This window comes from Streptomyces sp. NPDC004111, from assembly GCF_042874215.1.
Classification (GTDB): Bacteria; Actinomycetota; Actinomycetes; order Streptomycetales; family Streptomycetaceae; genus Streptomyces.
Window position 1 is genome coordinate 91,528 of the sequence record NZ_JBIAMU010000018.1, and the last position, 24,135, is coordinate 115,662.

At 72.8% G+C, this 24,135-nt stretch carries 17 protein-coding genes and 2 pseudogenes; 8 read left to right on the forward strand and 11 right to left on the reverse strand.

All coding sequences use genetic code 11. The features are described 5' to 3' along the window. Positions 1 to 44 precede the first annotated feature (44 nt). Together ACFYVL_RS31340 and ACFYVL_RS31345 are read right to left on the reverse strand one after the other, a co-directional pair. On the reverse strand, positions 45 to 494 hold the full coding sequence (locus ACFYVL_RS31340; RefSeq protein ID WP_389250850.1) for an SRPBCC family protein: 450 nt from the start codon (positions 492 to 494) through the stop codon (positions 45 to 47). A 99-nt stretch (positions 495 to 593) separates the two neighbouring features. Then, positions 594 to 2,645 carry an NACHT domain-containing protein gene (locus ACFYVL_RS31345; RefSeq protein WP_389250852.1) on the reverse strand — a complete coding sequence of 684 codons (2,052 nt, stop codon included), beginning with the start codon at positions 2,643 to 2,645 and terminating at the stop codon, positions 594 to 596. Positions 2,646 to 2,822: 177 nt separating this feature from the next. Here ACFYVL_RS31345 and ACFYVL_RS31350 point away from each other — a divergent pair, with 177 nt between their 5' ends. Beyond that, positions 2,823 to 3,293 carry a GNAT family N-acetyltransferase gene (locus ACFYVL_RS31350; RefSeq protein WP_389250854.1) on the forward strand — a complete coding sequence of 157 codons (471 nt, stop codon included), beginning with the start codon at positions 2,823 to 2,825 and terminating at the stop codon, positions 3,291 to 3,293. 114 nt (positions 3,294 to 3,407) lie between these two features. Here ACFYVL_RS31350 and ACFYVL_RS31355 read toward each other — a convergent pair whose 3' ends face one another. The 4 genes from ACFYVL_RS31355 to ACFYVL_RS31370 form a co-directional block, all read right to left on the reverse strand. Further along, the gene (locus ACFYVL_RS31355) at positions 3,408 to 4,205 is read right to left on the reverse strand and encodes a hypothetical protein (RefSeq protein ID WP_389250856.1); all 798 of its coding nucleotides are present in this window, start codon (positions 4,203 to 4,205) and stop codon (positions 3,408 to 3,410) included. 177 nt (positions 4,206 to 4,382) lie between these two features. Continuing rightward, complete coding sequence (locus ACFYVL_RS31360; RefSeq protein ID WP_389250859.1) at positions 4,383 to 5,321, reverse strand: serine hydrolase; 939 nt, start codon at positions 5,319 to 5,321, stop codon at positions 4,383 to 4,385. 196 nt (positions 5,322 to 5,517) lie between these two features. Next, positions 5,518 to 7,683 (reverse strand): OmpL47-type beta-barrel domain-containing protein, encoded by a 2,166-nt coding sequence (locus ACFYVL_RS31365; protein WP_389251025.1) that lies wholly within the window; start codon positions 7,681 to 7,683, stop codon positions 5,518 to 5,520. Between the two features lie 60 nt (positions 7,684 to 7,743). Then, a complete protein-coding gene (locus ACFYVL_RS31370) occupies positions 7,744 to 10,233 on the reverse strand; it encodes a ThuA domain-containing protein (protein ID WP_389250861.1) in 2,490 nt (829 codons plus the stop codon). A gap of 173 nt (positions 10,234 to 10,406) precedes the next feature. On the opposite strand from ACFYVL_RS31370, the gene ACFYVL_RS31375 reads away from it, so the two are divergent. Next, positions 10,407 to 11,429: a multicopper oxidase domain-containing protein gene (locus tag ACFYVL_RS31375; RefSeq protein ID WP_389250863.1), complete on the forward strand. Its 1,023-nt coding sequence runs from the start codon at positions 10,407 to 10,409 to the stop codon at positions 11,427 to 11,429. Positions 11,430 to 11,566: 137 nt separating this feature from the next. Here the strand turns inward: ACFYVL_RS31375 and ACFYVL_RS31380 are convergent, their stop codons facing one another. Beyond that, positions 11,567 to 12,670 (reverse strand): endonuclease/exonuclease/phosphatase family protein, encoded by a 1,104-nt coding sequence (locus ACFYVL_RS31380; RefSeq protein WP_389251027.1) that lies wholly within the window; start codon positions 12,668 to 12,670, stop codon positions 11,567 to 11,569. Positions 12,671 to 12,934: 264 nt separating this feature from the next. Between ACFYVL_RS31380 and ACFYVL_RS31385 the strand changes: the two genes are divergently transcribed. The 4 genes and pseudogenes from ACFYVL_RS31385 (at position 12,935) to ACFYVL_RS31400 (ending at position 16,220) form a co-directional block, all read left to right on the forward strand. Continuing rightward, entirely contained in the window at positions 12,935 to 14,545 is a 1,611-nt protein-coding gene (locus ACFYVL_RS31385; RefSeq protein WP_389250865.1) for an FMN-binding glutamate synthase family protein, read from the forward strand. A 36-nt stretch (positions 14,546 to 14,581) separates the two neighbouring features. Continuing rightward, positions 14,582 to 14,767 (forward strand): annotated as a pseudogene (locus ACFYVL_RS31390) (thiamine pyrophosphate-binding protein); the annotation flags it as partial. 9 nt (positions 14,768 to 14,776) lie between these two features. Next, a pseudogene (locus tag ACFYVL_RS31395) lies at positions 14,777 to 15,286 on the forward strand (thiamine pyrophosphate-dependent enzyme); the annotation flags it as partial. Positions 15,287 to 15,395: 109 nt separating this feature from the next. Next, positions 15,396 to 16,220, forward strand: coding sequence for a hypothetical protein (locus ACFYVL_RS31400; RefSeq protein ID WP_389250867.1), 825 nt, complete (start codon positions 15,396 to 15,398; stop codon positions 16,218 to 16,220). 146 nt (positions 16,221 to 16,366) lie between these two features. Here ACFYVL_RS31400 and ACFYVL_RS31405 read toward each other — a convergent pair whose 3' ends face one another. Continuing rightward, positions 16,367 to 17,602, reverse strand: a complete 1,236-nt coding sequence (locus ACFYVL_RS31405; RefSeq protein WP_389251030.1) for a serine hydrolase domain-containing protein — start codon at positions 17,600 to 17,602, stop codon at positions 16,367 to 16,369. A gap of 274 nt (positions 17,603 to 17,876) precedes the next feature. Between ACFYVL_RS31405 and ACFYVL_RS31410 the strand changes: the two genes are divergently transcribed. Both ACFYVL_RS31410 and ACFYVL_RS31415 read left to right on the forward strand, forming a co-directional pair. Beyond that, positions 17,877 to 19,820: an amino acid transporter gene (locus ACFYVL_RS31410; protein ID WP_389250868.1), complete on the forward strand. Its 1,944-nt coding sequence runs from the start codon at positions 17,877 to 17,879 to the stop codon at positions 19,818 to 19,820. Positions 19,821 to 20,134: 314 nt separating this feature from the next. Further along, positions 20,135 to 21,388 (forward strand): S1 family peptidase, encoded by a 1,254-nt coding sequence (locus ACFYVL_RS31415; protein WP_389250869.1) that lies wholly within the window; start codon positions 20,135 to 20,137, stop codon positions 21,386 to 21,388. Positions 21,389 to 21,512: 124 nt separating this feature from the next. Here ACFYVL_RS31415 and ACFYVL_RS31420 read toward each other — a convergent pair whose 3' ends face one another. The 3 genes from ACFYVL_RS31420 to ACFYVL_RS31430 are packed head-to-tail and all read right to left on the reverse strand — an operon-like array spanning position 21,513 to position 24,105. Continuing rightward, positions 21,513 to 22,211 (reverse strand): N-acetylmannosamine-6-phosphate 2-epimerase, encoded by a 699-nt coding sequence (locus tag ACFYVL_RS31420; RefSeq protein WP_389250870.1) that lies wholly within the window; start codon positions 22,209 to 22,211, stop codon positions 21,513 to 21,515. After that, entirely contained in the window at positions 22,208 to 23,149 is a 942-nt protein-coding gene (locus ACFYVL_RS31425; RefSeq protein WP_389250871.1) for an ROK family protein, read from the reverse strand. The genes ACFYVL_RS31420 and ACFYVL_RS31425 overlap by 4 nt, the downstream gene beginning before the upstream one ends. Next, positions 23,146 to 24,105 carry a dihydrodipicolinate synthase family protein gene (locus ACFYVL_RS31430; protein ID WP_389250873.1) on the reverse strand — a complete coding sequence of 320 codons (960 nt, stop codon included), beginning with the start codon at positions 24,103 to 24,105 and terminating at the stop codon, positions 23,146 to 23,148. Before ACFYVL_RS31430 ends, ACFYVL_RS31425 begins: the two co-directional genes overlap by 4 nt. Between the last annotated feature and the right edge of the window lie 30 nt (positions 24,106 to 24,135).

Below are 24,135 nucleotides of genomic sequence, written 5' to 3' on the forward strand. Positions count from 1 at the left end.
ACCGACGCCCGGAGGACGAGCCGATGCGATCCGGGCGCAGGTCCCTAGCTGCCCGGAGCGCGGTCCATCCGCCGGGCCAGCTCCGCCAGTCGGCTGCCCTGGACCTTCGTCGCCTGTCCGACGACCAGGGCCCGCAGGATTCCCGGGAAGGTGACCCGGACCGTTTCGCTCACCCGGGTCTTCGCGGAGTCGTCGGTCAGCACGACCGTCGACTCCAGCCGTACCCGGCCGGGGCTCCAGACCTCGCTGACGATCCGTCTGCCGGGCTCGGGAAACGTCATGGTCACCCTGATCGGGTTGTCCCAGCGCAGGGCCCGCAGACGGAACCGTTCGACGGCGACGTAGCGCACCGCGTCCGCCGACACGTCGACCTCGCGCACCGCGACGATCAGCGGGGACAGCCCGATGTAGCTCTCCGGGCGCGCCAGGTGCGCGAACACCTCCTCCACGGGACGCGCGACCACGACGCTCCGGGTGAACTCCTCGGTAGGCATGGGCACATCATGCCCCGGAACCGTGTCCGGCACGGCGAGATCCCTCGCGGAGGACGCGGACCCGCGGCCCGGCTGCGCGCGTCCGGGGACCGACGGGCCTCAGCGGTCCGGGCGCGGCTCCCCGGCCAGATGGCGCTGGAGGCTGATGTGACGGAACTGGTGGACGGTGCCGACCTGGCGCAGCACACCACGCGCGTGCGCGTCGCCGAGGAACGACATCAGCGACCAGGGGAGATCGCCGCGCATCGCCAGACAGGCCCGGGTCACGGCGAACTGCGCCCAGGCCGTCTCCGCGCAGCCGACCTGGAACCCGCGCGCCAGCCCCACGGTGAGCCCCACCGCGAGGCCACCGGCGACCCCCAGCGCGGGTACGAACCCGAACGCGCTGCGCAGCCCGAACAGGAAGACGCCCCAGGCGCCGAACGCCAGGGTGTACACGAGCACGATCCGCACGAAGATCCGGCGGTCTTGGACCACCAGCGTCCGCGGGCCGATCCGGACCGTGAGGTCGGCCCGCTCCAACGACAGCCGCCCCGACAGCTTCTCGAAGAGGACCAGCCCGGCGAGACCGCCCACGACCTGGACGACGTACACACCGTTCAACCGGTACACCACACCGGCCACCAGGACCGCCGCCAGGAGCCCCGCGATGAGGGTGCTGCGGAACCGGGCGCTCGGATAGACGACGTCCGCCGCTCCCCGCAGGCCCGCGCGGGCCGCGAGCCCGGTGGCGAGCCCGCCGGCCGCCGCGCCGAGCAGCCCCCAGCCGGGGCCGAAGCCGAACGCGACGACGAGACCGACCGCCACCGCGCCGACGAGACCCGCCGCCAGGGCCGCCGTCAGCAGCCGTCGCCCGGCGGGGACCGCCCGGCTCAGCTCCCACCACGCCAGGTCGGTACCGCCGAGTGCCTCCAGGTGCCGGGCGAGCACGGTCAGCGCGTGCCGGGCCCGCGGCGCGCGCCCGCGGGGCCGTTCGGCTCCGGTGCCGTCGTCGTAGACGGCGGTGAGGAACCGGCTGAAGAGATGACGCTCCAGCTCCTCGCGGGTGCCCCACGCCGTGGTGTCGCAGAGTTCGTCGGGATGCCGGAGCGGTTCGGGCTCCCCGGCCCGGGGCGGCGGCGCGTAGACGGTGCGCGCCAGGTAAAGCCCCAGCGGTGTGCTCAACGTCAGGCCCACCGGTGTGTCGCCCCCCAGGCGGTCGACGACCGGGTTCCACCGCGAGGGGTCGGGCAGCCCGGCGCGCAGATAGGCGGCGGCGGGTCCGGGGGCGAGCGGCACCAGCCGGACGCCGGCGGCACCGTCCAGGCGCCTGGCGTCCGGCCGGTCCAGGGCCGCGCGGTAGACGTCGGTGCGGCAGGCCAGTACCAGGGGCCGGGTCCGCCACGCCTGGTTGATCCCGTGCAGGGCCACGGAGTGAAGGGCGGGCGGGATCTCGTCGAACCCGTCCAGCAGCGGCAGTACGAGACCGCTGTCGACCAGCGCCTGCGCCCGGTCGGTGCCCGGCGGCTCGCCCCGGGCGGGTTTGCGCAGGGCGACGTTGCGGTTGCGGCGCAGCTGCTCGGCCATCCACGCGCGCAGGTCCTCCTCGGCCGGGTTCCAGGAGGCCAGCGAGAACAGCACCGGCACCGGTCCGCCGGGCTCCGGGCGCACCAGCTCCTGGAGCAGCCGGATCAGCAGTGCCGTCTTGCCGGACCCGTGCTCGCCCAGGACCAGCAGGCGGTGCGTGGGCACCCGTTGGAGGAAGACCTCACCGATCTGCGGGTAGGTGCCCGCCAGTCCCGTGGCGTCCGCGGGCCAGTTGTCGCCGCCGGCGGGCGGACCGCCGGGCAGGCCGCGGGCGGTCCTGACCAGGTCCGCCCAGTCCTCGGCCAGGGCGGCTCCGGCGGGCTGCCAGGCCACCGGCAGCGCGGAGGACTCGACCAGCGCGTACCTCGTTGCTCTCGCGTCCGACTCCCGCTGGACGTCGGCGGCCAACTCCCGTGCCACCGCTTCCAGTTCCTTCGCGTCCTCAGGGCGGTTCGTCAGCAGACCAACCAGGCCCGAGACGACGGCCAGCGCGACCAGCACGTAGGAGAGCTCCTGCCCGATGCCCTTCAGCCGCACCGCCAGCACCAGGACGACCAGCGCCACCAGCAGCAGTACCTTGCGCACCGTGCCACGCCGTCGGCCGAACCACCCCACCCGCATGGCACTTCATGATGCCGTGCCCGCACCGCGCGCGGACCCGTTCGCGACAAGCCCGCGAAGAGCGGACAGTGGCAGACAGTGGCCGTGCGCGGCGGTAGGTTCGGCGGAACACACGGCGGCCACCGGGGGAGGACCCGAGAAGTGAAGATCACCTTGCGTGAGGTGCGGGACGGAGACCTGGACGTCTTCTGGGCGCACACGAGCGACCGTACGGCACAGCGGATGGCCGCCGTCACGAGCGACTACCACAACGACCGGGGGCTGTTCGACGCGCACTGGGCGAAGGTGCGTGCCAACCCCGGGGTCACGGCGCGGACCGTGCTTGCGGACGGGGCGGTGGCGGGCAACGCGGCGGTGTTCGGGCCGCCCGACGAGCGCGAGGTGACCTACTGGATCGCCGCCGAGTACTGGGGGCGCGGGGTCGCCGGTGCCGCGCTGAAGGAACTCGTCGCGCTGGAGCCGACCCGGCCGCTGTACGCCCACGCGGCGGCGGACAACGCCGGCTCGCTGCGCGTCCTGGAGAAGTGCGGCTTCACCGTCACCGGCCGCGGCCGGATCTTCGCGCAGGCGCGCGACGAGGAGATCGACGAAGTGGCACTGGTCCTGGAGTGACGCGGGGGTGCGAGCGCCGGCCGCACGGACTCCCGCGGGCGACCGGGACCGCTTCGAGGGCCCGGTGCGACCGCGCCGTACGCCCATCCGTCCCGGTGTGCCCGCGCCGGATGCTCACCCCCGGCGAAGTCCCTCGGCGTCGCAGGGCAGTTCGGAGGCGGAGTGGTTGGCGAGGAAGTCGCGGTCGGCCTGCCGCCCGATCTCGGTGATCGCGGTCGGCTGCACCGCGGTGACACCCCCGAAGGGCCGGTCGACGTCGCGGATGATGCACAGCGTCGTCGTCAGCAGCGCCGTGATCAGGGCGAGCGTGATCAGCTGGCCGCGGTTGTTCCTGCGGGGCAGACAGACACCGAGCGCCATGACCGTGAGGGTCAGGGTCGCGAGCAGGAACCAGAAGATGGCGCCGGGAATGCTGGGCGTGGCCTGGGTGAGCCGTTCCTCGCGCTCGTCCGACCGCTTGTGGTCGGCGCCGACCAGCATCCCGAACACCGGCGTGCCCTGCACCTCGGCGAACGCGCGCCGGAAGTCGGTCGACCACACGCTCGGCGCGGTCGACCCCTTCCCTTCGGCCATCGCGGGCCACTCCCGGGACCGTACGGCGCGCGCGTAGCAGACGGCGTCCGCCTGGATGCGGCCCCGCTGGGCGGCCGGCGCGTACTCGGCGGTCTCGACGAGCTGGTCCAGGGCGCGTGCCTCCCCGCGCGCGGCGACCTCCGCCTTGCCGTACGAACCGGAGGCGGTGACCAGGACGAAGGCCAGCAGCAGGATCGTCAGGGTCAGCAGCGGAGCCACGAGGTCCTTGACCGCCATGCCCTCGCTGTCGTCGGCGGTGATGATCCGTGGCCGCAGATAGCGGTTGGCGGCGAGTCCCGCGAGCAGGGCGAGCACGGCGACAACGATGACGACGACCACGGGCAAGGACCTCCACGACGACGGGGCCCGGACGCACCCCGGGCCCCGTGATCATGTCCACGGGCCAAGGGGCGAGACCCGAAGAAACGTTCGTCCACCTCGAACGGGCTACCCGGTTTACGCCGGAGGGCCCCGCCCGCCGGGCGGCGACCGCCCCGGCGGCCCGTGAGAGCGCCGCTACCCGCGCGGCATCGGCGGAACGACCTCCTGCGGGACGGCCGGCGGCTCGACGACCGGGACCGGTGCCTCGAAGAGGCGGGCGGTGCCGGCCGTGCCCGCGTTGAGGTCGCGGTGGACGGCCCGGGACACCGCCTGGATGGTGTCGACACCCTGCTGCATCGTCTTGTTGCCGTGGGTCAGCACCGTGATCGTGTAGTCGTGGCCCTGGCCGGTGAACGCGCCGAGCGAGTGCACGCGCCACCCGTTGGTGGCGCGCGGCAGCCACCCGTTCTTGACGTGCACCTTGGCTCTGCCGGGCGCGCCGACCGGGGTGCCCCAGCGCTGCCCGGACACGACGGCCGCCATCCGGTTCAGGACGTACGCCCGGGAAGCGTCGCTCAGGACGTTGTTGTGCAGGGTGATCGTGCCCAGGAGCTTGCTCTGCTCGGAGGCGTTGACCTGGGTGAGTCCCCAGTAGCCGCCCGCGCCCGGCTTCGTGTACTTGATCCCGGCGGCGCGCAGGAACCCGTTGATCTTTCCGGTGCCCAGCTGGCGCCACAGGGTGCTGGTCGCGTTGTTGTCCGACTTGGTGATCATGGCGTCGACGAGGCCGCGCTCGCGGGTGGTGAGGGACCGTCTGGTCTTCTGCGCGTCCCACATCAGGGCGGACAGGACGGTGACCTTGACGATGCTGGCGGAGTCGAAGGAGTTCCAGGCGCGCAGCGAACAGTAGGTGCGGCTGGAGTGCTCGTAGACGGTGACCGCGACGGTACCGGGTCTGCCGCGCAGGGCCGCGGTGATGTCGCCCCTGAGCTTGTTGGCCAGCCCGGCCTTGTTCGAACTGCACGCCACCTGCGGCGCGGCGGCCCCGGCGGGAGCGGCGCCGGCCAGCGGCAGGACGACTCCCGCGGCCAGGGCGGTGGCGGTCAGGGCACGCGGTATGCGCTTGTCGGACATGGGTGGAGCCCCCCGTGAGTGTGAGTGAGCCGGGAGGACGCACCTGCTCGCGTCACTCCCGACTCAGTTGACTCACGAGAAGGGGAATGGTTGTACGGATCGGGCAGAGGTGAGCGACACGTCCGCCGACGCCCCGGCGGGTACGGCCGCGCGTCCGCGCGCGAGCCGTCCCGCCGGGCCCCGGTGGCCGACGCCGCTACAGCTCCTTGATGCGCACGTCGCGGTAGGAGATCACATCGGTGGTCCCGTGGACCTGGAGGCCGATGTAGCCGGAGGCGTACCGGCGGCCGTCCGTCCCCGGGTCGTCGCCGCGCGGCGGGTAGAAGTCCTGCCCGCCGTTGTTGTCGAACTCGTTGATCAGGACACCGTTGCGGAAGAGCGAGTAGTGCTGGCCCTCCACGCGGATCTCGTAGTCGTTCCAGGTGCCCTTGGGCGTGACGCCCGCGCCACCCAGGCCCACACGGTCGAAGCCGTACACCGAGCCCGTCTTGTACATGTCGCCGTCCGGGCGGTCGAGGATCTGCATCTCGTGCCCGTACTTGATGGCGACCCACTCCGGACGCGACTCCTCCGGGTGGTCGTGGACCTGCGGGAAGCGCACGAAGACACCGCCGTTGGCGTTGCCGGTGCCCGGTGCGTCGTCGCGCCAGCGCAGCTTGAGCGAGAAGTTCTCGTACTTGCGCCCCGGGAACCACAGCATGCCCATGCCCGGCGTGGTGGTGGAGCTGGTCATCGAGCCGTCCGCGTTCAGTCCGAAGGAACCGCCGCCGACCTGCTCCCAGCAGTCGAAGGACGCCTTCGAACCGTCGAACAGGTCCCGGTAGCCGCCCGTCTGCCCCGGCTTGCCGATGCCGGACTGCTTGGCCGCACGGTAGATCACACGGGTCTCGCGCGCGTCGACGACCCCGTCGTACAGCAGCTTGTCGAGGACCGTGTCGACGTGCTTGAGGAACAGGGCGTGGGAGGTCCACTCCCGCTCGTCCTCGATCAGCTCGTTGATGGTGCAGCGCCGGTTGGTGATGCGGTTCGGTACGCCCGAGTCGACGGTGCCGACGATGACCGTCAGCCGTTCGTCGTGCTCGGGGCAGTTCGGTGCCGGCACGCCGCCGCCCTCCGCGACGGAGAGCGCCACCTTCTTGGCGACGGAGGTGTTGCCCGCCTTGTCGGTGGCGCGGTGGTCGACGGTGTGCCGTCCCACCCGGTCGACGATCACCGGCGCGGTGTACGCCAGGTACGGGCCGCCGTCGAGCGAGTACTCGACCTTGTCGACGCCCGAGCCGCCCGCGTCCGTCGCGGTCAGCGTCACCTTCGCGCTGCCGATGTACGCGCCGTCGGCGTTCCGGTCGCCGCTGACGGCGGCCGTGGTCTCCGGCGGGGTCTTGTCCTGCGTCGGCGGCGCCACGACCGTGAAGTCGACCGCCTTCTCCGCAGCGACGTTCCCGGCCCGGTCGGTGGCCCGGTAGCGGACCTTGTGCGTGCCGACCTCGTGGACCATCACCGGCCCCGTGTACGCGGTCCAGGCGCCGGCCGCCCCGACCGCGTACTCGATGGTGTTGACGCCCGAGCCGGTGTCGGAAGCGGTCACCGTGACCGTCGCCATGCCCAGGTACTGGCCCTCCGGGTTCTTCTCGCCGCTGACCGTCGCCGAGGTCTCGGGCGGGGTCTTGTCGTCGGTGGGCGGTGCGACGACGGTGAAGTCGACGGCCTTCTCGGCGGCGGTGTTGCCCGCCTTGTCGGTGGCCCGGTAGCGGATCTTGTGCGTGCCGACCTCGTGGACCATGACGGGCGCGGTGTACGGGGTCCAGGCGCCGTCCGCCCCGACCGCGTACTCGATCCTCTCCACGCCCGAACCCGCGTCGGTGGCACCGACCGTCACCGAGGCGTGCCCGATGTACGCGCCGTCGGCGTTCTTCTCGCCCTCGACCTTCGCCGTGGTCTCCGGCGCGGTGGTGTCCTCGCCGCCGCCCTCGGTGACGGTCAGCACGCCCTGCATCGCGCCGTGGCCGGGGATGGTGCAGTGGTAGAAGTACCGGCCGGGCGTGAGGGTGACCGTGGCGGTGTGCTTGCCGCCCTTGTCGTCGTTGGGGTTGGCGAGGATGTTCAGCTGCACGTCGCTGTTGTACTCGGGGTCGGACACCCCGAACGTCAGCGTGTGCGGCATCGAGGTGGTGTTGCCGGTCGCCGTGCTGTTCTCGAAGACGATCGTCGTCTCGCCCGCGACCGCCGTCTTCGGGAAGGACAGATAGCGGTCGATCGGGTCGCCGGCCGTCCAGGTCAGCGTCTGGACGGGCGCCGCCGCGCCCGCTGCCGCACCGCCGTCGTCACGCCCGTACGCCGCCGTCGACGTCAGGCCGAGGACCATCAGCAGGGCGGCCACCAGCGCCGTCCACAGCCGCGGGGTTCTGCGTTTCCTCTGCACTGCCTACTCCGCCTTCCTGGCCAGGTCACCGGCGGCCGGGGTCGGCTCGCCGCCCTTGTACGTCACGCGCCACAGCGCCGACTGCGCGTCCGAGGTGAAGAAGCCGCGCCCGTAGTCGAGGACGTAGAGCGAGCCGTCCGGCGCGAACTTCCAGTCCATGAGGTTGCGGATGCCGTTGGTGCCGACCGGGATGATCTTCTTGAGGGACTCGGCGTGGGTGGGCAGCCCGCCGTTGCCGACGGTCTTCGGGTCGGTCAGCACCGCGTGGCGGGGCTGGTCGCCGTCGTAGAAGTCACCGACGAACCACTTGCCGTCCCAGTACGAGGGCCACTTGTCCTTCGATTCGCTCGAACCGTCGAAGCGGTAGACGGGGCCGTTCATGGTGGCCTGGCCGCCGCCCTTGAGCCACGGCAGCAGCAGCTTCTGCTCCTCCTGCTTGTAGCTGGGCACGCCGTTCGCGTCGCGCGGATAGTCCACGCCGCCGCCCTGGGGCGAGTACCAGATGGTGTTGGGCGTGACGGGCGGCAGGTTCACCAGACCGTTGTTGTTGGGCGACTCGTTCTTCGGCGCCTTGCAGTCGTACCAGCCCAGCGGCTTGCTCGGGTCGGGCAGATTGCGGTCGCGGTAGGGCTGGTTGTTGCCCATGCAGTACGGCCAGCCGTGGTTGCCCGGCTTGGTGATCGCGGCGAACGTGTCGTACTTCGCCGGGCCCCAGGTGGTGCTCGGCGCCCCCGCGTCGGGGCCGACCCACCCGGCGTACAGGGTGTCGGTCTTCGGGTCGACCGCGATGCGGGCGGGATTGCGCACGCCCATCACGTAGATCTCGCCGCGCGTCTTGCCGCCGCCCTCGTCCGGCTCCTTGCCGGTGAAGAGGTTGCCCGCGGGCAGGGTGTACGTACCGTCGTCCTCGGGGTGGATGCGCAGGATCTTCCCGTTGAGGTTGTTGGTGTTGCCGGCGGTGCGGCGGGCGTCGGCGAAGGAGACGCCCTTGAAGTTGGGCTGCGGGTTGTTGCCCGAGTAACCCTCGCTGAACTGCGAGGAGTTGTTGTCCCCGGTCGCGATGTACAGGTTCTGCTTGGAGTCCCAGGCCAGGCCGCCACCCGCGTGGCAGCAGCTGTGGATCTGGACCGGCCACTTCAGCAGGACCTTCTCGGAGGCGAGGTCGAGCTTGTTGGTGGCGAGGTCGAGGGTGAAGCGGGAGACCCGGCGCTCTGCCATGTGGGTGTCCCTGTTGATCTGCGAGTGGGGCGTGTAGTGCAGGTACACCCACCCGTTGGAGAGGAAGTCCGGGTCGGTCTCGACGCCGAGCAGACCCTCCTCGTTCTTGACCAGTTCGTCGCCGCCGCCCTTGTTGCCGAAGACCGTCAGCGCGCCCGCGAACGTCACCTTCTTCGTCTTCGGGTCCCAGACGTGGATCTGGCCCTGGCCCTTGCCGATGTCCGGGTTGTTCCAGTCGGTGACCACGGGCGCGTCGTTGTCCCCGCCGCCGCGGCCGATGTAGATGATCCGGCCGTCCTTCGCGGTCACCAGGCCGTGCGGCTCGCCGATCTGGTCGGCCTGGCCCGGCTGGTTGGGCGCGGTGAGCCGCTCGGCCTTGTAGTGCGCGTTGATGCTCGCCTTGCAGTCGGCGCGCGACAGGCGCGTCGTCCACTGGAGGGCGCCGCGCAGGTGGTCGCGGAAGTCCGTCTCCTGGAAGGACTCGGCGGTCCCGCCCATGCCGGTGTAGAAGGACCGGCCGCCGTCGTAGTCGCGGCACCAGGAGACCGGGTGGTCCCAGCCGTTGGCGCTCGCGCCCGGCTTGTAGGTGGCCTCTCGCACCCGCGCCACGGTGTGCACGTCGCCGGACGGGTTCTTCGTCCAGTTCAGCCACTTGTCGGGCCGCTTCCACTGGAGCGGCAGGTCCTTGGTGGCCGGGTGCTGCCGGTCGCCGACCTCCACGGTCGCGCGCTGGACGCCCGCGGGGCTGTTCGCGGCGGGCCGGGCGCCGATCAGGCCGCCGAACCAGTCGGAGTACGGCTCGGTGCGCGCCGCGTCGTGGATGCCGAGGAAGCCGCCGCCGGCCTCCATGTACGCCTCCAGGCCCGCCTCCTGCTCCGGGTCCAGCACGTCGCCGCCGCCGGTCAGGAAGACCACGGCGTTGAACTTGCCGAGCTTGGCGGTGGTGAAGACCGACGGGTCGTCCGTGGCCTCCACGCGGAAGCGCTGGGCGGCCGGACCGGACTGGCCGATCTTCTCGATGGCCTCGATGCCGGCGTTGACGGTCGGCGGCTCGTCCGCTCCGGCGGAGCCGTGGAAGACCAGCACGCGCACGTTCGCGCCACCGGGGGGAGACGGCAGCGCGGGAAGGGACAACGTTGTCTTGGGCGGAGGTTCTGGGAACGGCCGCGCGGAGGCCGCGCCGCCGCCGAGCAGGCCGGATGCGACAACTCCGGCCGCCAGAGCGGCAATCAGCCCGCGTCGGCGTCTTGACCGGTGATGTGGTGCGCGATGCATGTGTTCACCCATCCCTCTGTGGTCACAGGAACAGCCGATGAAGCTAGACCTCTTTTCGTCACTCGCCAAGAGGTATGACCGGAGTACCGCAAACTTTGTCCTCAGTGTGGATGAACTGCGTTCGCCCGGCTACGGTGTGGCCGTCAATCTCCGTACGGAGTGGGGAGTTGGGCATGGACAGACGGAGCTTCAACAGGCGCCTGCTGGTGGGCGGGGCGGTCGCGGCGACCGGTGCGACATCGTTGTCACTGGCGGCGGAAACCGCACCCCCGGCCGCGGCGGCCGCCGCGGCCGACAGCCCGCCGAAAACCGCACCGGCGGGCGGCCGGATCCACCGGCTGAAGATGTACGCCGAGAAACTGCCCGACGGGCAACTGGGCTACGGCTTCGAGAAGGGCAAGGCGTCCGTGCCGGGCCCGCTGATCGAGGTGATCGAGGGCGACACCGTCCACATCGAGTTCGAGAACACCCTCGACGTGCCGGCCAGCCTCCATGTGCACGGCGTCGACTACGAGATCGGCAGCGACGGCACCAAGCTCAGCAAGAGCCACGTCGAGCCCGGCGGAACCCGGACCTACACCTGGCGCACCCACGCCCCCGGCCGCCGCAAGGACGGCACCTGGCAGGCCGGCAGCGCGGGCTACTGGCACTACCACGACCACGTGGTGGGCACCGACCACGGCACCGGCGGCATCCGCCAGGGCCTCTACGGCGGTGTCATCGTGCGCCGCAAGGGCGACATCCTCCCGGACAAGACGTTCACCATCGTCTTCAACGACATGACCATCAACAACAGGCCGGGCCACCAGAGCCCCGACTTCCGGGCCACGGTGGGTGACCGCGTCGAGATCCTCATGATCACGCACGGCGAGTACTACCACACGTTCCACATGCACGGACACCGCTGGGCCGACAACAGGACCGGCCTGCTGACCGGCCCGGACGACCCCAGCCGCATCGTCGACAACAAGATCACCGGCCCGGCCGACTCCTTCGGCTTCCAGATCATCGCGGGCGAACACGTCGGCGCGGGCGCCTGGATGTACCACTGCCACGTCCAGAGCCACTCCGACATGGGCATGGCCGGACTCTTCCTGGTCGCCAAACCCGACGGCACGATCCCCGGGTACGAACCGCACCACCCGGCGGAGCACACCAGCAAGGACCGCGCCCCGGCGGCCGGACACTCCCACTGACCGCACCCGCACACCGACCCCGGCTGCCACCGTCGACGCCCGCGGTCAGGCCGGCGACCACCGGCCCGACCCGGCACGATCCTCCCCGCCGGCGGCACCGGCGGCACCGGCGGCGCGGGGGAGCGGACCCTCACCGGTCACCAGCCGATCCTGGCCGCCACCGGGAGATGGTCGCTGCCGGTCCTCGCCAGCAGCCACGCGCCCACCGGCTCCACACCGCGCACCAGGACCTGGTCGATCCGCGCCACCGGGAACGCGGCGGGCCAGCTGAACCCGAAGCCGTCCCCGGCCGCGTCCTGGACCGAGCGAAGCCGCGAGGTGAGAGGGGCGAACGCCCGGTCGTCCGTCGTGCCGTTCAGGTCACCGAGCAGCACCACCCGCGCACCGCGCTCGGCGGCGACGGCCCGCGCGAGCGAACGCGCGCCCTCGTCCCGCTGGTCCGTGGAGAACCCCGCCCGCGGATTCACCCGCACGGACCCCAGATGGGCCACGTACACCACCAGCGGCCCCCGCTCCGTCGCCACCGTCGTGCGCAGAGCGCGGGGGGTGGCCGCCCGCTCCTCGGGCGTCAGGTGCGCGGCCAGCGGCCCGGCCATGCCCTGCATCGCGACGTCGACCGTGCGCGTGCCGGACAGCGGCAGCCTGCTCCACAGCCCGACCGTGCCCCGGACCGTGTGGTGCGGGTACGCCTCGGCCAGCGCCTTCTCGTACACCGGCTCCGCCTCCCCGGTCAGCTCCTGGAGTGCCAGCAGGTCCGCGCCGGAGGCGGCCAGGGCACGGGCGGTACCGGCCGGGTCCGCGTTCTCGGCGCCGACGTTGTGACTGACCACGGTGAGGTCACCGCCCGCACGGGACCGGTCCCCGAGCAGCCCGCCGAACAGACCCGCCCACACCAGTGCGGGCAGCAGCAGCGCGACCACCGCGGACGCGGACCTGCGCCACAGCGCTGCGGCGAGCAGCACCAAAACGCCCAGAGCGGACCACGGCAGGAAGGTCTCCACCAGACTGCCGAGGCCACCGAAGTCCGTGAGCCACCCGTGCCCCAGCATCACCAGGCCCAGCAGCAGCGCCGAACCGGCCAGGACACGGCCGCGCCGCCACGGCGCGGGCGTGGCCAGCGGGGCCAGGGCCCGGCGCACCCGGGCCCGCCGCCTCCCGGTGGCCCGGCCGTCCGGCACACCGGAGTCTCCCGGGCCGTCCCGCCCCGCCCGTTCCCCCCGCGGGGTGTCCGTCTTCGTCATCGTCGCGGTCCGTGCTCGCTCGTCGCTGTTCACTGCTGTGTCCTCGGGTCCTGCGTGGGTTCGACGCGACCAGTGAAAGCAACCCGCCGTTGCCGGCCTGTATGCGGTTTTCGATACGCGGACGATATGCGCCCGCCGCGGAACCGCCCCCGAGCGCACGGCACGGCCGCCGGGGGCGGGAGCCGCTGGGCCGTTCGCCGCGCGCAGGGAGGTGCCACCTGGACGGCGGGCATGAGGGCACCGACCGCGGTCAACAGATCAGCCATGAAGCGTTTCGGTGCTGTCGCCCTGCTGGTTCTGTGCGCGGCCGCCGGTACGGCGGCGGCCCTCCTGCTGTCGCCCTGGTGGTGGCCGGCCGCCGTACCCCTGGCCGCCGCCGCGCTCGTCGGCCTGTACGACCTGACGCAGCGGCGCCACTCGGTGCTGCGCAACTACCCCGTGATCGGGCACGCGCGGTTCCTCCTGGAGGCGGTCCGGCCGGAACTCCAGCAGTACTTCGTCGAGCGCAGCTTCGACGGACGGCCCTACGACCGGGACACCCGCAGCATCGTCTACGAGCGGGCCAAGGGCGTGGACGCCGAGGAACCCTTCGGCAGCGAACGGGACATGTACGCCCGCGGCTACGAGTTCCTGGTGCCGTCCATGCACCCCGCCGACGTGCCCGCGACCCCGCCCCGGGTCCGCGTCGGCGGCCCCGACTGCACCCGGCCGTACGACATGGCCCTGCTGAACGTCTCCGCCATGAGCTTCGGGTCGCTGTCCGCGAACGCGGTGCTCGCCCTCAACACGGGCGCGGCCCGCGGCGGCTTCGCCCACGACACCGGCGAGGGCGGGCTCTCCGAATACCACCTGAGGCCCGGCGGCGACCTGATCTGGGAGATCGGCACCGGCTACTTCGGCTGCCGCACCGAGGACGGCGGCTTCGACCCCGAACAGTTCCGCGAGAAGGCCGCGCACCCCGCCGTCAAGTGCGTCTCCCTCAAGCTGTCCCAGGGGGCCAAGCCCGGCATCGGGGGAGTGCTCCCGGGCGGCAAGGTCAACGCCGAGATCGCCCGGGTCCGGGGCGTCCCGCAGGGGCGGACGGTCGTCTCGCCGCCCTACCACCGGGTGTTCTCCACCCCGCGCGAGCTGGTGCGCTTCCTCGCGCGGATGCGGGAACTCGCGGACGGCAAACCGGTCGGCGTCAAACTCTGCCCGGGATCGCGGGTGCAGTTCCTCGCCCTCTGCAAGGCGATGCTCGCCGAGGGCACCGCCCCGGACTTCGTCGTCGTGGACGGCGCCGAGGGCGGCACCGGCGCGGCCCCGCTGGAGTTCGCCGACCACCTCGGCATGCCCCTGACCGAGGGGCTCGTCACCGTGCACAACGCCCTGGTCGGGGCAGGTCTGCGGGACCGCGTCAGGATCGGCGCGAGCGGCAAGGTGGCCACCGGGTCCGACATCGTCAAACGGCTCGCCATGGGCGCCGACTGGACCAACGCCGCCCGCGCCATGATGTTCGCCGTCGGATGCATCCAGGCCCAGCGCTGCCACACCAACCGCTGCCCCACCGGAGTCACCACCCAGGACCCGCGCCGCGCCCGCTCCCTGGTCGTCGCGGACAAGTCCGAGCGGGTCCACCGGTTCCAGGAGGCGACCGTCGCCAGTGCCCTGCAGATCATGGCCGCCATGGGCGTCACCGACCCCGCGGAACTCGGCCCGCACCTGCTGCGCCGGCGTGCCACCGACGCCGACGACTTCCGCTCCTACGCGGAGCTGTACGAGTGGCTGACCCCCGGCGAGCTGACGGCCGGCCCGCCGCAGGGATGGGCGGCGGACTGGGCGGCGGCAGACCCCGACACCTTCCGGTACACGGGAAGTTCCGCCAAACGCGCGTGAGCCGCCCGATCCACGGAACCCGTAAAGGTCTCCTGGGTGGGCTGCCGGCACGAAGAGGCCGCCGCGTTCGCCGCCGTCGCGCAGTCGCAGCTCACCGGCTCCCTCGGCGTCCGCATGGGCACGGTCGGCCCCGGCGCGGTCCATCTCCTCAACGGCCTGTACGACGCCGCCAAGAGCGGCACCCCGGTGCTGGCCGTCGCCGTGCAGGTACCGCTGGCCGAGATCGGCACCGAGATGCGGGGCGCGCGCAGGCTGCTCGGCTCCTACAACCTCGGCTCGATGGCCAACGCCATGCCCCAGGCGATCGGCGCGCAGCTGCTGGACCGCGACCGTCAGGTCGTGGCGTTCTGCGGCGACGGCGGTCTCTCGATGTTCCTGGGGGACCTGATGACGATCCGCGCCGAGCGGCTGCCCGTGAAGCTCGTCGTCTTCGACAACCAGCGCCTGGGAATGGTGAAGCTGGAACAGGAACAGGCGGGCCTGCCCGAGTTCGGTACGGTCCTGGACACCCCGGACTTCGCCGCCGTCGCGCAGGCACTGGGCATCACCGGAATCCGCGTCACCGGGGCCGAGGAACTGGCCGACGGGGTACGGCGCGCCTTCGAGGAGCCGGGGCCCGTGCTCCTCGACGTGCTCACCAACCCCGACGAGATCGCCGTCCCCGCCAAACCGACGGTCCAGCAGGGCTGGGGGTTCGCCATCGCCAAGGTGCGGGAGAACCAGCGCAGCGCGGGCGACTGAGCGCACCGGGCCCGCCGCACCCGCGACCGGCCGCCCAGGTGGGGCCTTTCGCCCCTGTCGGCGCGCCGCGCGACTCCCGCAGCCTGTTGCTTCGGACAGGTGCGGAAGTGTGGGTGATGGGGTGGGTGCCGGGCGGGACTCGGGACGGCGCGGTACGACGGGGAGGCGCCGCGATCCGGCGCCGCGGCGGGCCGTCGCCCGGGTGCGGCGGCTGCGGGCGACGGGCTGCCTGCTGGCGCCGCCCGTCGCGTTCCTGCTGCTGATGGGGGTGGCGGGCCTGCTGTCGATGCCCGAGGCGGTGGCCGAGGAGGAGGCGTACCCGCGGGCGCGGCCGTGCGTCGGCGCGCAGCGGTGGGACTGCTTGTACGAGGAGACCGCGACCGTCGGCGAGGTCACCGTCGAGAACCCGGAGTCGAGCAAGGGCCGCGACATCAAGGCCGACGTGGTCGGTGACACCCGGCACGTCGAGCGGCTCTCCTTCGGCACCCACGAGCCGTTGGTGAAGACCCTGCGGCCGGGGGACAGGGTCACCGTGACCCTCTGGCGCGACTACGCGGTCGAGCTGTCGAAGGACGGCGTGCGACAGACCACCGAGGACACCCCCGACGGCACCAGCCTGTGGCTGCTGGGCCTGGCCCTCGCCCTGCTGGTCGCGGGAGGCTGGGCGGCTCCGCTGTGCTGGCGGCTGCTGTTCCGGGCCCGCGAGCAGGCGGAGTCGGGGTGGCCGCGCCACGTCGGGCGGCGGGCCCGGTGCGCCCTGTGGTGTGCACTGGGCCTGATCCCGGCGGGGGTGTGCGGCCTCGTCGTCCGTGACCTCGGGGGCTCGTCGGTGTGGGGCGGGGCCGTGGTGATGACCGCCGTATGGGTGGTGGTGTGCGGGGTGACCGCCGCCGTCCTGCGGTGGCGGGACGGAGCGGCCGTCACGGCTTCCTGACGGCCCGTCGTCGGCGGGCCGCGGCGGCCGGGGGGCCGGGGGCCGGGCACGGCACGGCTCCGTGGCTGCCCGTTCGCGGCCGTGCGGGAACCGGCTCCGTGCCCCCGGCCACCGCACGGCCGTGCGGTGGCGCCCGCAGGGCCGGGTCAGTCGTCGATGGCCTGGTAGAGCGTGGTCCAGAAGTCCTGCATGGCGTGCGCCGAGTCCGGTGTGGACATGCCGGTCTGGGTGAGCAGCATGCCGACGAGCCCGTTCTTGGGGTCGGCGTACGTGGTGGTGCCCGCCCCGCCGTCCCAGCCGAACTGGCCGACGGGCGCGTAGTCCCCGCGGTAGGTGCGCACCGTCATCCCGAACCCCCAGCCGCCGGTCTGCCCCTGACCGTGCGACAGATGGACGACGCTGCGCGCCCAGGACTGGAGGGAGGCCGTCTGCTCGGCCGTGAGGCGGTTGGTGGTCATCAGCTCGACGGCCTGCCGGGACAGGATCCGATCGGTGCCGTGCGTTCCGCCGTTCAGGAGCATCCGGAAGTAGGCGTGGTAGTCGTCGACGGTCGAGTCCAGTCCGCCGCCGGCCGAGGCGAACGCCGGGGGCCTGCTGTGGTGCCCTCCTTCGGCCGGGTCCCCCACGGTGAACTCGCCGGTCCGCGGGTCGGGGGCGTACAGCGGCGGCAGCCGGTGGATCTTGTCGGCGGGCACGTGGAACCCGGTGTCCTTCATGCCCAGCGGCTCGAAGATCCGCTCGCGCAGGAACGCCTCGAACGGCCGGCCGGTCACGCGGGCCACCAGCACCCCGAGCACGTCGTCGCTGACGTTGTACATCCACCGCTCGCCCGGCTGGTGCATGAGCGGCAGGGTGCCCAGTCGCCGTATCCACTCGTCCGGTTCCACCGCCGGGAGCAGCCAGCCGTTCTCACCGTAGATCTTCCGGGCGAAGTAGGCGGCCATCATCGGGGAGTCCGCCGCGGTCATGTCCAGGCCGAGTCCGCAGGTGGAGGTGAGCAGGTCGCGCACGGTGATCGGCCGCCGCGCCGCGACGGTGTCGTCCAGGGGGCCGTCGGGGCGCCGGAGGACCTGTCGCCCGGCCAGTTCCGGCAGCCACTCGTCCACCGGGTCGTCGAGCCGCAGCCGGCATTCGTCGAGCAGGACCATGGTGGCGGCGACCGCGACGGGCTTGGTCGTGGAGGCCATCCGGAAGATGGTGTCCCGCAGCATCGGTGCGCCGCCGTCGTGACGCATCGTCCCGATCGTCTCGACATGGGTCTCCTCGCCCAGGCCGACCAGGGCGACGAGCCCGGGGATCCTCTTGGACTCCACGTGCGCCTCCAGTACCTCGCGCAGGCGGCGGAGTCCTGCCGCGGAGAGGCCGTTGCCGCTGTTCGCCATCATGAATCTCCTTGTACGCAAGGGTCGCCCCGGCTAATCAGTGCTACTGAGTACCGGTACAACGTAGTACGGAGTACCGGTACTCGGCAACAAGTAGTACCGGGGGAGGGGGTGCTGCGCCGCCCGCTCTCCCCGGTCACCGCGCTCGCCCCCTCCTTCCGTTCGCGCAAGGATGAGCAGGGAACCGCTCCTCGCACCTCGGCACGCGGAACGACCGGCAGGCGGCATGCCGACGGGCACCACGGTCGGCGAGCAGAACAGGAACCCCCACCCCATGACCGAAGAGCGCTCCTCCCGGCGGGCCCGCGCGTGGCTGCTGGAGGGGCTGAGCGAGCAGTCGGCCCGGCACCCGGGACCGCACGGCACACCACCGGCCGAACACACCGGGCACACCTGGTGGCGCGTCATGTGCCTGACCGGCGTCGACTACTTCTCCACGCTCGGCTACCAGCCCGGCATCGCCGCCCTCGCCGCCGGACTCCTCTCCCCCCTCGCCACCCTCGTCCTGATCGCGCTCACCCTGCTGGGGGCGCTGCCGGTGTACCGGCGGGTGGCCCGTGAGAGCCCGCACGGCGAAGGATCGATCGCCATGCTGGAGCGGCTGCTGCCCTGGTGGGCGGGGAAGCTGTTCGTACTCGTCCTGCTCGGGTTCGCCGCCACCGACTTCATGATCACCATCACTCTTTCGGCCGCCGACGCCTCCGCCCACGTGGTGGAGAACCCGTTCGCCCCGCACTGGCTGCGCGGCGAGAACGTCTGGATCACCCTCGTCCTGGTCGGCGCGCTCGGCGCCGTCTTCCTCAAGGGCTTCCGCGAGGCCATCCGCGTCGCGGTGGTCCTGGTCGCGCTCTACCTCGGCCTGAACCTGGTGGTGCTGGCCGCCTCCGTCCGGCAGATCGCCGCCGGCCCCGTGGTGATCGAGGACTGGTGGCAGGCCGCCACCGCCTCGCACTCCTCACCCCTGGCCATGGTCGGCGTCGCCCTCCTCGTCTTCCCGAAGCTGGCGCTCGGCATGTCCGGCTTCGAGACCGGCGTGGCCGTCATGCCCCAGGTCAGGGGCGACGCCTCGGACACGTACCGCAAACCCGCCGGGCGGGTGCGCGACACCCGCAGACTGCTGACCACGGCCGCCCTCGTCATGAGCTGCTTCCTGCTGCTCTCCAGCCTGGCGACGACGCTGCTGATCCCGCAGCAGGCGTTCGAGTCCGGCGGCCGGGCGAACGGCCGGGCGCTCGCCTATCTGGCGCACGAGCACCTCGGCGAGGTGTTCGGCACGCTGTACGACGTCTCGACCATCGCCATCCTCTGGTTCGCGGGGGCCTCCGCACTGGCCGGACTGCTCAACCTCGTACCCCGGTACCTGCCGCGCTACGGCATGGCCCCCGAGTGGACCCGCGCCGTACGCCCCCTGGTACTGCTCTTCTTCGCCATCGCCGTCGCCATCACCCTGTGGTTCGACGCGGACGTCGACGCGCAGAGCGGGGCGTACGCGACGGGCGTCCTGGTCCTCATGCTGTCCGCCTCCTTCGCCTCCACCGCCGCGGCCCGGCGCCGCGGGCACCGGGCCGCGACCGCCGGATTCGGGGTGATCACGGCGGTGTTCGCCTACACCCTGGTCGCCAACGTGGTGGAACGGCCCGACGGCATCAAGATCGCCCTGCTGTTCATCCTCGGCATCCTGCTGACCTCGTTCGCCTCTCGGGTGCACCGCGCCTTCGAACTGCGCGCGGCGACCGTGACGTTCGACGACACGGCGCTGCGGCTGATCGACGCGGCGGCGGCCGACGGACCCCTGCGGATCATCGCGAACGAACCGCAGGAGCACACCACGGCCGAGTACCGGGCCAAGGAGTACGAGCAGCGGGAGCAGACCCACATCCCCGACGGGCGGCCCGTGCTGTTCCTGGAGGTGTTCGTCACGAACTCCTCGGACTTCACCACCGACCTGCACGTGCACGGCGACGAGAAGCACGGCGTACGCAGACTCCGGGTCCGCGGGCCCGGAGTGCCCAACACGATCGCCGCCGTACTGCTCAGGCTGCGCGACCGCACCGGCCGCGTCCCGCACGCCTACTTCGACTGGACCGAGGGCCATCCCCTCGGGCACCTCATCCGCTTCCTCGTCTTCGGAGACGGCGAAGTCGCCCCCGTCACCCGCGAGGTGCTGCGCCGCGCCGAACCCGACATGGACCGGCGGCCACGGGTGCACGTCGGCTGACACGGCGCCGACGGCCGCTCGGCCCGGCGCGCAGAAGCCGACGGCGGGCCGGCGGCACGGTCCGCCCCGCCCCCCGCATGTGCGGCTTTCGCCCACTTCGATACGGGTGGGCCACGCCGGTATCTGTGAACTTTTGCGCGGAGTTGGAGAAAAAGAAGCACTTCGGTGTGCTCTTGGTATGGACCATTTTCCGAGCCTTCGCTACTGTCCCGGACCGGACGCCGCCGTGACCGAGGGCTTCCGGCGCTGCCGCGTTCCGTTCCGTGTTCCGCACCCCCCCACGTACGCGAGAACAACGACGAAGGGTCACCGCCATGAGACAGAGATCGGGCACGCCCGGATCCACCCCCTCCAGCCACCGTCCGAGCCGGTCCGCCGCCGCCCCCGGCGCGGCCTTCGTACGACGTCCGGCGCGCCGGGGCCGCGCGGGCATCGCCGTGCTGGCGCTCGTGGGAGCGCTCCTGTCCACCGGCGCGCTCTCCACCAGCGCCGGAGCCGCACCCGTCGCACCCGCCGGCTCCGCCGCCGGGGCACCCGCCTCCAGCGGCCTGATCGCCGCCATGCAGCGCGACCTCGGGCTGACCGCGGCGCAGGCACGGGCCCGGCTCGACGCGGAGACCACCGCCCGCGCCACCGAACCCCGCGCCCGCGCGGCGGCCGGTGCCGGATACGCGGGCGCCTGGTTCGACACCGCGACCCACCGCCTGACCGTCGCCGTGGCCGACGCCGCCCGCGCCGACGCCGTACGCGCCACCGGCGCCACCGTGCGCACCGTCACCCACAGCGCCCGGACGCTGGCCACGGCCCACCGGGCCATCGACGCCCTCAAGGCCCCTGTCGCGGTGACCAGTTGGGGAGTCGACCCGCGGGCCAACAGCGTCGTGGTGAAGGTCGTCGCGAAGGAGGCCAGGACACCCGCGGTCAGGGCCTTCCTGGCCGCCGCGCGCGCGGCAGGCCCCGTACAGGTCCAGGAGACCACCGCGGCGGCACGGCCGCTGGCCGCGGGCACCGTGGGCGGCGACCCCTTCTACACCGGCAACGTCCGCTGCTCCATAGGCTTCTCCGTGCACGGCGGCTTCGTGACCGCCGGGCACTGCGGCGGCGCCGGACAGAGCGTGCGCGGCTGGGACAACAGCGCCATCGGCTCCATCCAGGCCTCCAGCTTCCCCGGCGACGACATGGCGTGGGTCAACGTGGGCAACGGCTGGTGGACCACCCCGGTCGTGCTCGGCTGGGGCACCATCCCCGACCGGCTCGTGCGCGGCTCCGGCGTGGCCCCGATCGGCACCTCCGTGTGCCGCTCCGGCTCCACCTCCCACTGGCACTGCGGCCAGATGAGCGCGTACAACGAGACCGTCAACTACAGCGACGGCCGCACGGTCTACGGGCTGACCCGCACCAGCGTGTGCGCCGAACCGGGCGACTCCGGCGGCTCGTTCATCAGCGGCGACCAGGCCCAGGGCGTGACCTCGGGCGGTTACGGCAACTGCTCCTCAGGCGGCGAGACCTGGTTCCAGCCCGTCAACGAGATCCTCGCGAGGTACGGGCTGAGCCTGGTGACGTCGTGACCTTGTGACGTCGCGACGGCCGGACCGGCCCTGAACCGGTCCGGCCCTGAACCGCTCCGGCCCTGAAGAGGATTCGCGGGACGCCCCCGGCGCGTCCCGCGAATCCTCGTCCGCGGCCCCCGGGCTACCCGGCCGGGGCGTCGCCGGACCCGCCGAGTCCCGCCACGAACAGCCGGGTGAGCGCGGTCGGCGCGGTGATCGCGGTGCCGACGACCACGGAGGCCGCGCCCGCCGCGAGCGCCTCGGCGGCCTGGGCCGGGGTCGCGATGCGCCCCTCGGCGACGACGGGCGTCTCCAGGGCCGCGGCCAGCTCGGCGACCAGCCGCAGGTCCGGCGCGGTCTGCCGCGGCGAGCCGGGTACGTAGCCGGAGAGCGTCGTCGAAACGAAGTCGGCCCCCCGGCGCGCGGCTTCCAGACCCTCCGCGAGGCCGGACACATCGGCCATCACCAGTGCCCCCGCGGTGTGCACGGCCGCGACCAGATCGGCGAAGGTGCTGCCGTCCGGCCTCGGCCGCGCGGTCGCGTCCGCGGCGACGACCGCTGCTCCCGCGTCGACGAGCGCGAGGGCGTGACGCACCGTCGGGGTGATGTAGACGCCGGTGTCACCGTCCTTCCACAGGCCGATGACGGGTACGCAGACGGCGGCGGCGACGGCCGCGACGACCTCGGGCCCGTTGACCCGGACGGCTGCGGCCCCTCCGTCCTGGGCGGCCCTGGCCATGCGGACGAGGGTGCCGGTGTCGCGCATCGCGTCGCCGGGAGGCGCTTGGCAGGAGACGACGAGGCGGCCGGCGAGGGTGTCGGCGAGCGGGGTGGCGGTCATCGGGGCGCTCCGGTGGTGCGGGTGCGGGGGGCGTGCAGGGGCAGGGTGCGGGTGAGGCCGGCAGCACCCAGGACGGCGGCGTCGTGCCCGACGTGCGGCGCGGTGGGCCTCAACTCCCGCAGCGGGGTGATGAGTTCGGCGGCGAACGCCTCGCACAGTGCGTCCCGGTACAGCGCTCCCGTACGGAGTACGCCGCCCGCGACGACGACGCGCTCGGGGCCGAGCGCGTTGGCGAGCCCGCCCAGCGCGCGTCCCACCGCGCGGGCACCCCTGGTGAGGGCGGCCAGGGCGTGCGGGTCGCCGTGGCCCGCGTACGCGGCGACCCGCTGGAGCGGGCCGGGCGAGGTCCCGGTGAGCCGGGCGTAGTGGGCCGCGATGGCCGGCCCGGCCGCGACGGCTTCGAGGTGGCCGGTGGCCCCGCAGGTGCAGGGCAGGCCGGTGGCCTCGGGGCTCGGCAGGTGGCCGAGGTGCCCTGCCGCCCCGGCGACCCCGTGCAGCAGGCGCCCGGCGACGGCGACGGCGCCGCCGACCCCGGTGCCGACCGCCGCGTAGAGGAACGAGCCGCCGGGCAGCGCCAGTTCGGTCGTCGCGGCGGCCCGTACGTCGTTGTCGCAGGCGACGGGGAGTCCGGTACGGGCGGCGAGGCCCGCGGCGAGCGGGGTTCCCGCCCAGCCGGCGATGGTGTCGGTGGCACTGGTGACCGTTCCGGTGACGGGGTCGATCACCCCGGCCGCGGCGACACCGAGGGCCGCGGCCTCCGGCCCGCGCACCGCCCGTGCCGCCTCGGCCAGGGCGTCCAGGACGGCCTCGGGGCCCTCGGTCGCCGGGGTGGGGGAGCGGTGCCGGGCCAGCACCGTCCCGTCGGCCGCGACCAGGGCGGCGTCGATCTTCGTGCCGCCCAGGTCGAGGCCGACGACCGGCGGGGAGCCGGGCGTCATCGGACGGGCAGCAGGCCGGCGGTGCGCAGGTGCCGCTCGACGAGGGCGACCGGCTCCGTGCCCAGCGGGATCTGCGGGTCCGCGGTGGTGCCGTGGGTGAACACCCCGAGCAGCCGCAGCGCGTGCTTGAACGCGCCGATGGCGGAGGAGTTGCGGCCCATCTCGCCCTCCGGGCCCGCGTCGACCATGCCGAACAGCTCGACGAGGCGCTCCTGTTCCTTGACGGCGGTGTCCAGGTCGCCGCCGCGCACGGCGTCGTAGAGACGGACGTACCCGGCCGGGTCGACGTTGCCGAGGCCCGGTACGACACCGTCGGCGCCCGCCAGCAGGGCGGCGTCCACCGTGAGTTCGGACCCGGTGAGGATACTGAAGGCGGGGGCCGGGCCGTCCGCGCGGCCGTGCCTGCCGCCGAGTGCGACGAGGAGCCGCCGCAGCGAGCCCTCGTCGCCGCTGCTGTCCTTGAGCCCGGCGAGGGTGCCGTCCTCGGCCAGTTCGCGCACCAGGGCGGGCGCGAGCTTGCTGTGCACGCAGACCGGCAGGTCGTAGGCGAACAGCGGCAGGTCCGCCCGCTCGCGCAGGATGCGGAAGTGCCGGGCGATCTCGACGGGATGCGTGCGGGCGTAGAAGGGGGCGGTGGCGACCAGGGCGTCGGCGCCCGCCGCGAGGGCGTCCCGGGCGTGTTCCACGACACGCGGGGTGGTCATGTCGATGACACCGGCGAGGACCGGCACGCGTCCGGCGGCGGCCTCCACGACCGTCTCCAGGGCCAGGGCCCGCTGCCGGTCGGTGAGGAAGGCGACCTCGCTGCTGGAGCCCAGCGCGAACAGGCCGTGCACACCCCCGTCCACGAGATGCCCGACGAGCCGGGCGAGCGACGCGGTGTCGACCTCGCCCGCCGCGTCCAGCGGGGTGCAGACGGGCGGGACGACGCCGCCGAGGGGCTGGGACCAAGACATGGGAACTCCAGGTTGTGCGGGTGCGGTACG

What these genes read in the sequence shown, in the direction of transcription:
- ACFYVL_RS31410 (WP_389250868.1), top strand. Translation starts at nt 17,877, where the DNA reads ATGACCGAAGAGCGCTCCTCCCGGCGGGCCCGCGCGTGGCTGCTGGAG.
- ACFYVL_RS31405 (WP_389251030.1), bottom strand. Translation starts at nt 17,602, where the DNA reads ATGGCGAACAGCGGCAACGGCCTCTCCGCGGCAGGACTCCGCCGCCTG.
- ACFYVL_RS31370 (WP_389250861.1), bottom strand. Translation starts at nt 10,233, where the DNA reads ATGCATCGCGCACCACATCACCGGTCAAGACGCCGACGCGGGCTGATT.
- ACFYVL_RS31360 (WP_389250859.1), bottom strand. Translation starts at nt 5,321, where the DNA reads ATGTCCGACAAGCGCATACCGCGTGCCCTGACCGCCACCGCCCTGGCC.
- ACFYVL_RS31420 (WP_389250870.1), bottom strand. Translation starts at nt 22,211, where the DNA reads ATGACCGCCACCCCGCTCGCCGACACCCTCGCCGGCCGCCTCGTCGTC.
- ACFYVL_RS31430 (WP_389250873.1), bottom strand. Translation starts at nt 24,105, where the DNA reads ATGTCTTGGTCCCAGCCCCTCGGCGGCGTCGTCCCGCCCGTCTGCACC.
- ACFYVL_RS31340 (WP_389250850.1), bottom strand. Translation starts at nt 494, where the DNA reads ATGCCTACCGAGGAGTTCACCCGGAGCGTCGTGGTCGCGCGTCCCGTG.
- ACFYVL_RS31415 (WP_389250869.1), top strand. Translation starts at nt 20,135, where the DNA reads ATGAGACAGAGATCGGGCACGCCCGGATCCACCCCCTCCAGCCACCGT.
- ACFYVL_RS31365 (WP_389251025.1), bottom strand. Translation starts at nt 7,683, where the DNA reads ATGGTCCTCGGCCTGACGTCGACGGCGGCGTACGGGCGTGACGACGGC.
- ACFYVL_RS31425 (WP_389250871.1), bottom strand. Translation starts at nt 23,149, where the DNA reads ATGACGCCCGGCTCCCCGCCGGTCGTCGGCCTCGACCTGGGCGGCACG.
- ACFYVL_RS31380 (WP_389251027.1), bottom strand. Translation starts at nt 12,670, where the DNA reads ATGACGAAGACGGACACCCCGCGGGGGGAACGGGCGGGGCGGGACGGC.
- ACFYVL_RS31375 (WP_389250863.1), top strand. Translation starts at nt 10,407, where the DNA reads ATGGACAGACGGAGCTTCAACAGGCGCCTGCTGGTGGGCGGGGCGGTC.
- ACFYVL_RS31385 (WP_389250865.1), top strand. Translation starts at nt 12,935, where the DNA reads ATGAAGCGTTTCGGTGCTGTCGCCCTGCTGGTTCTGTGCGCGGCCGCC.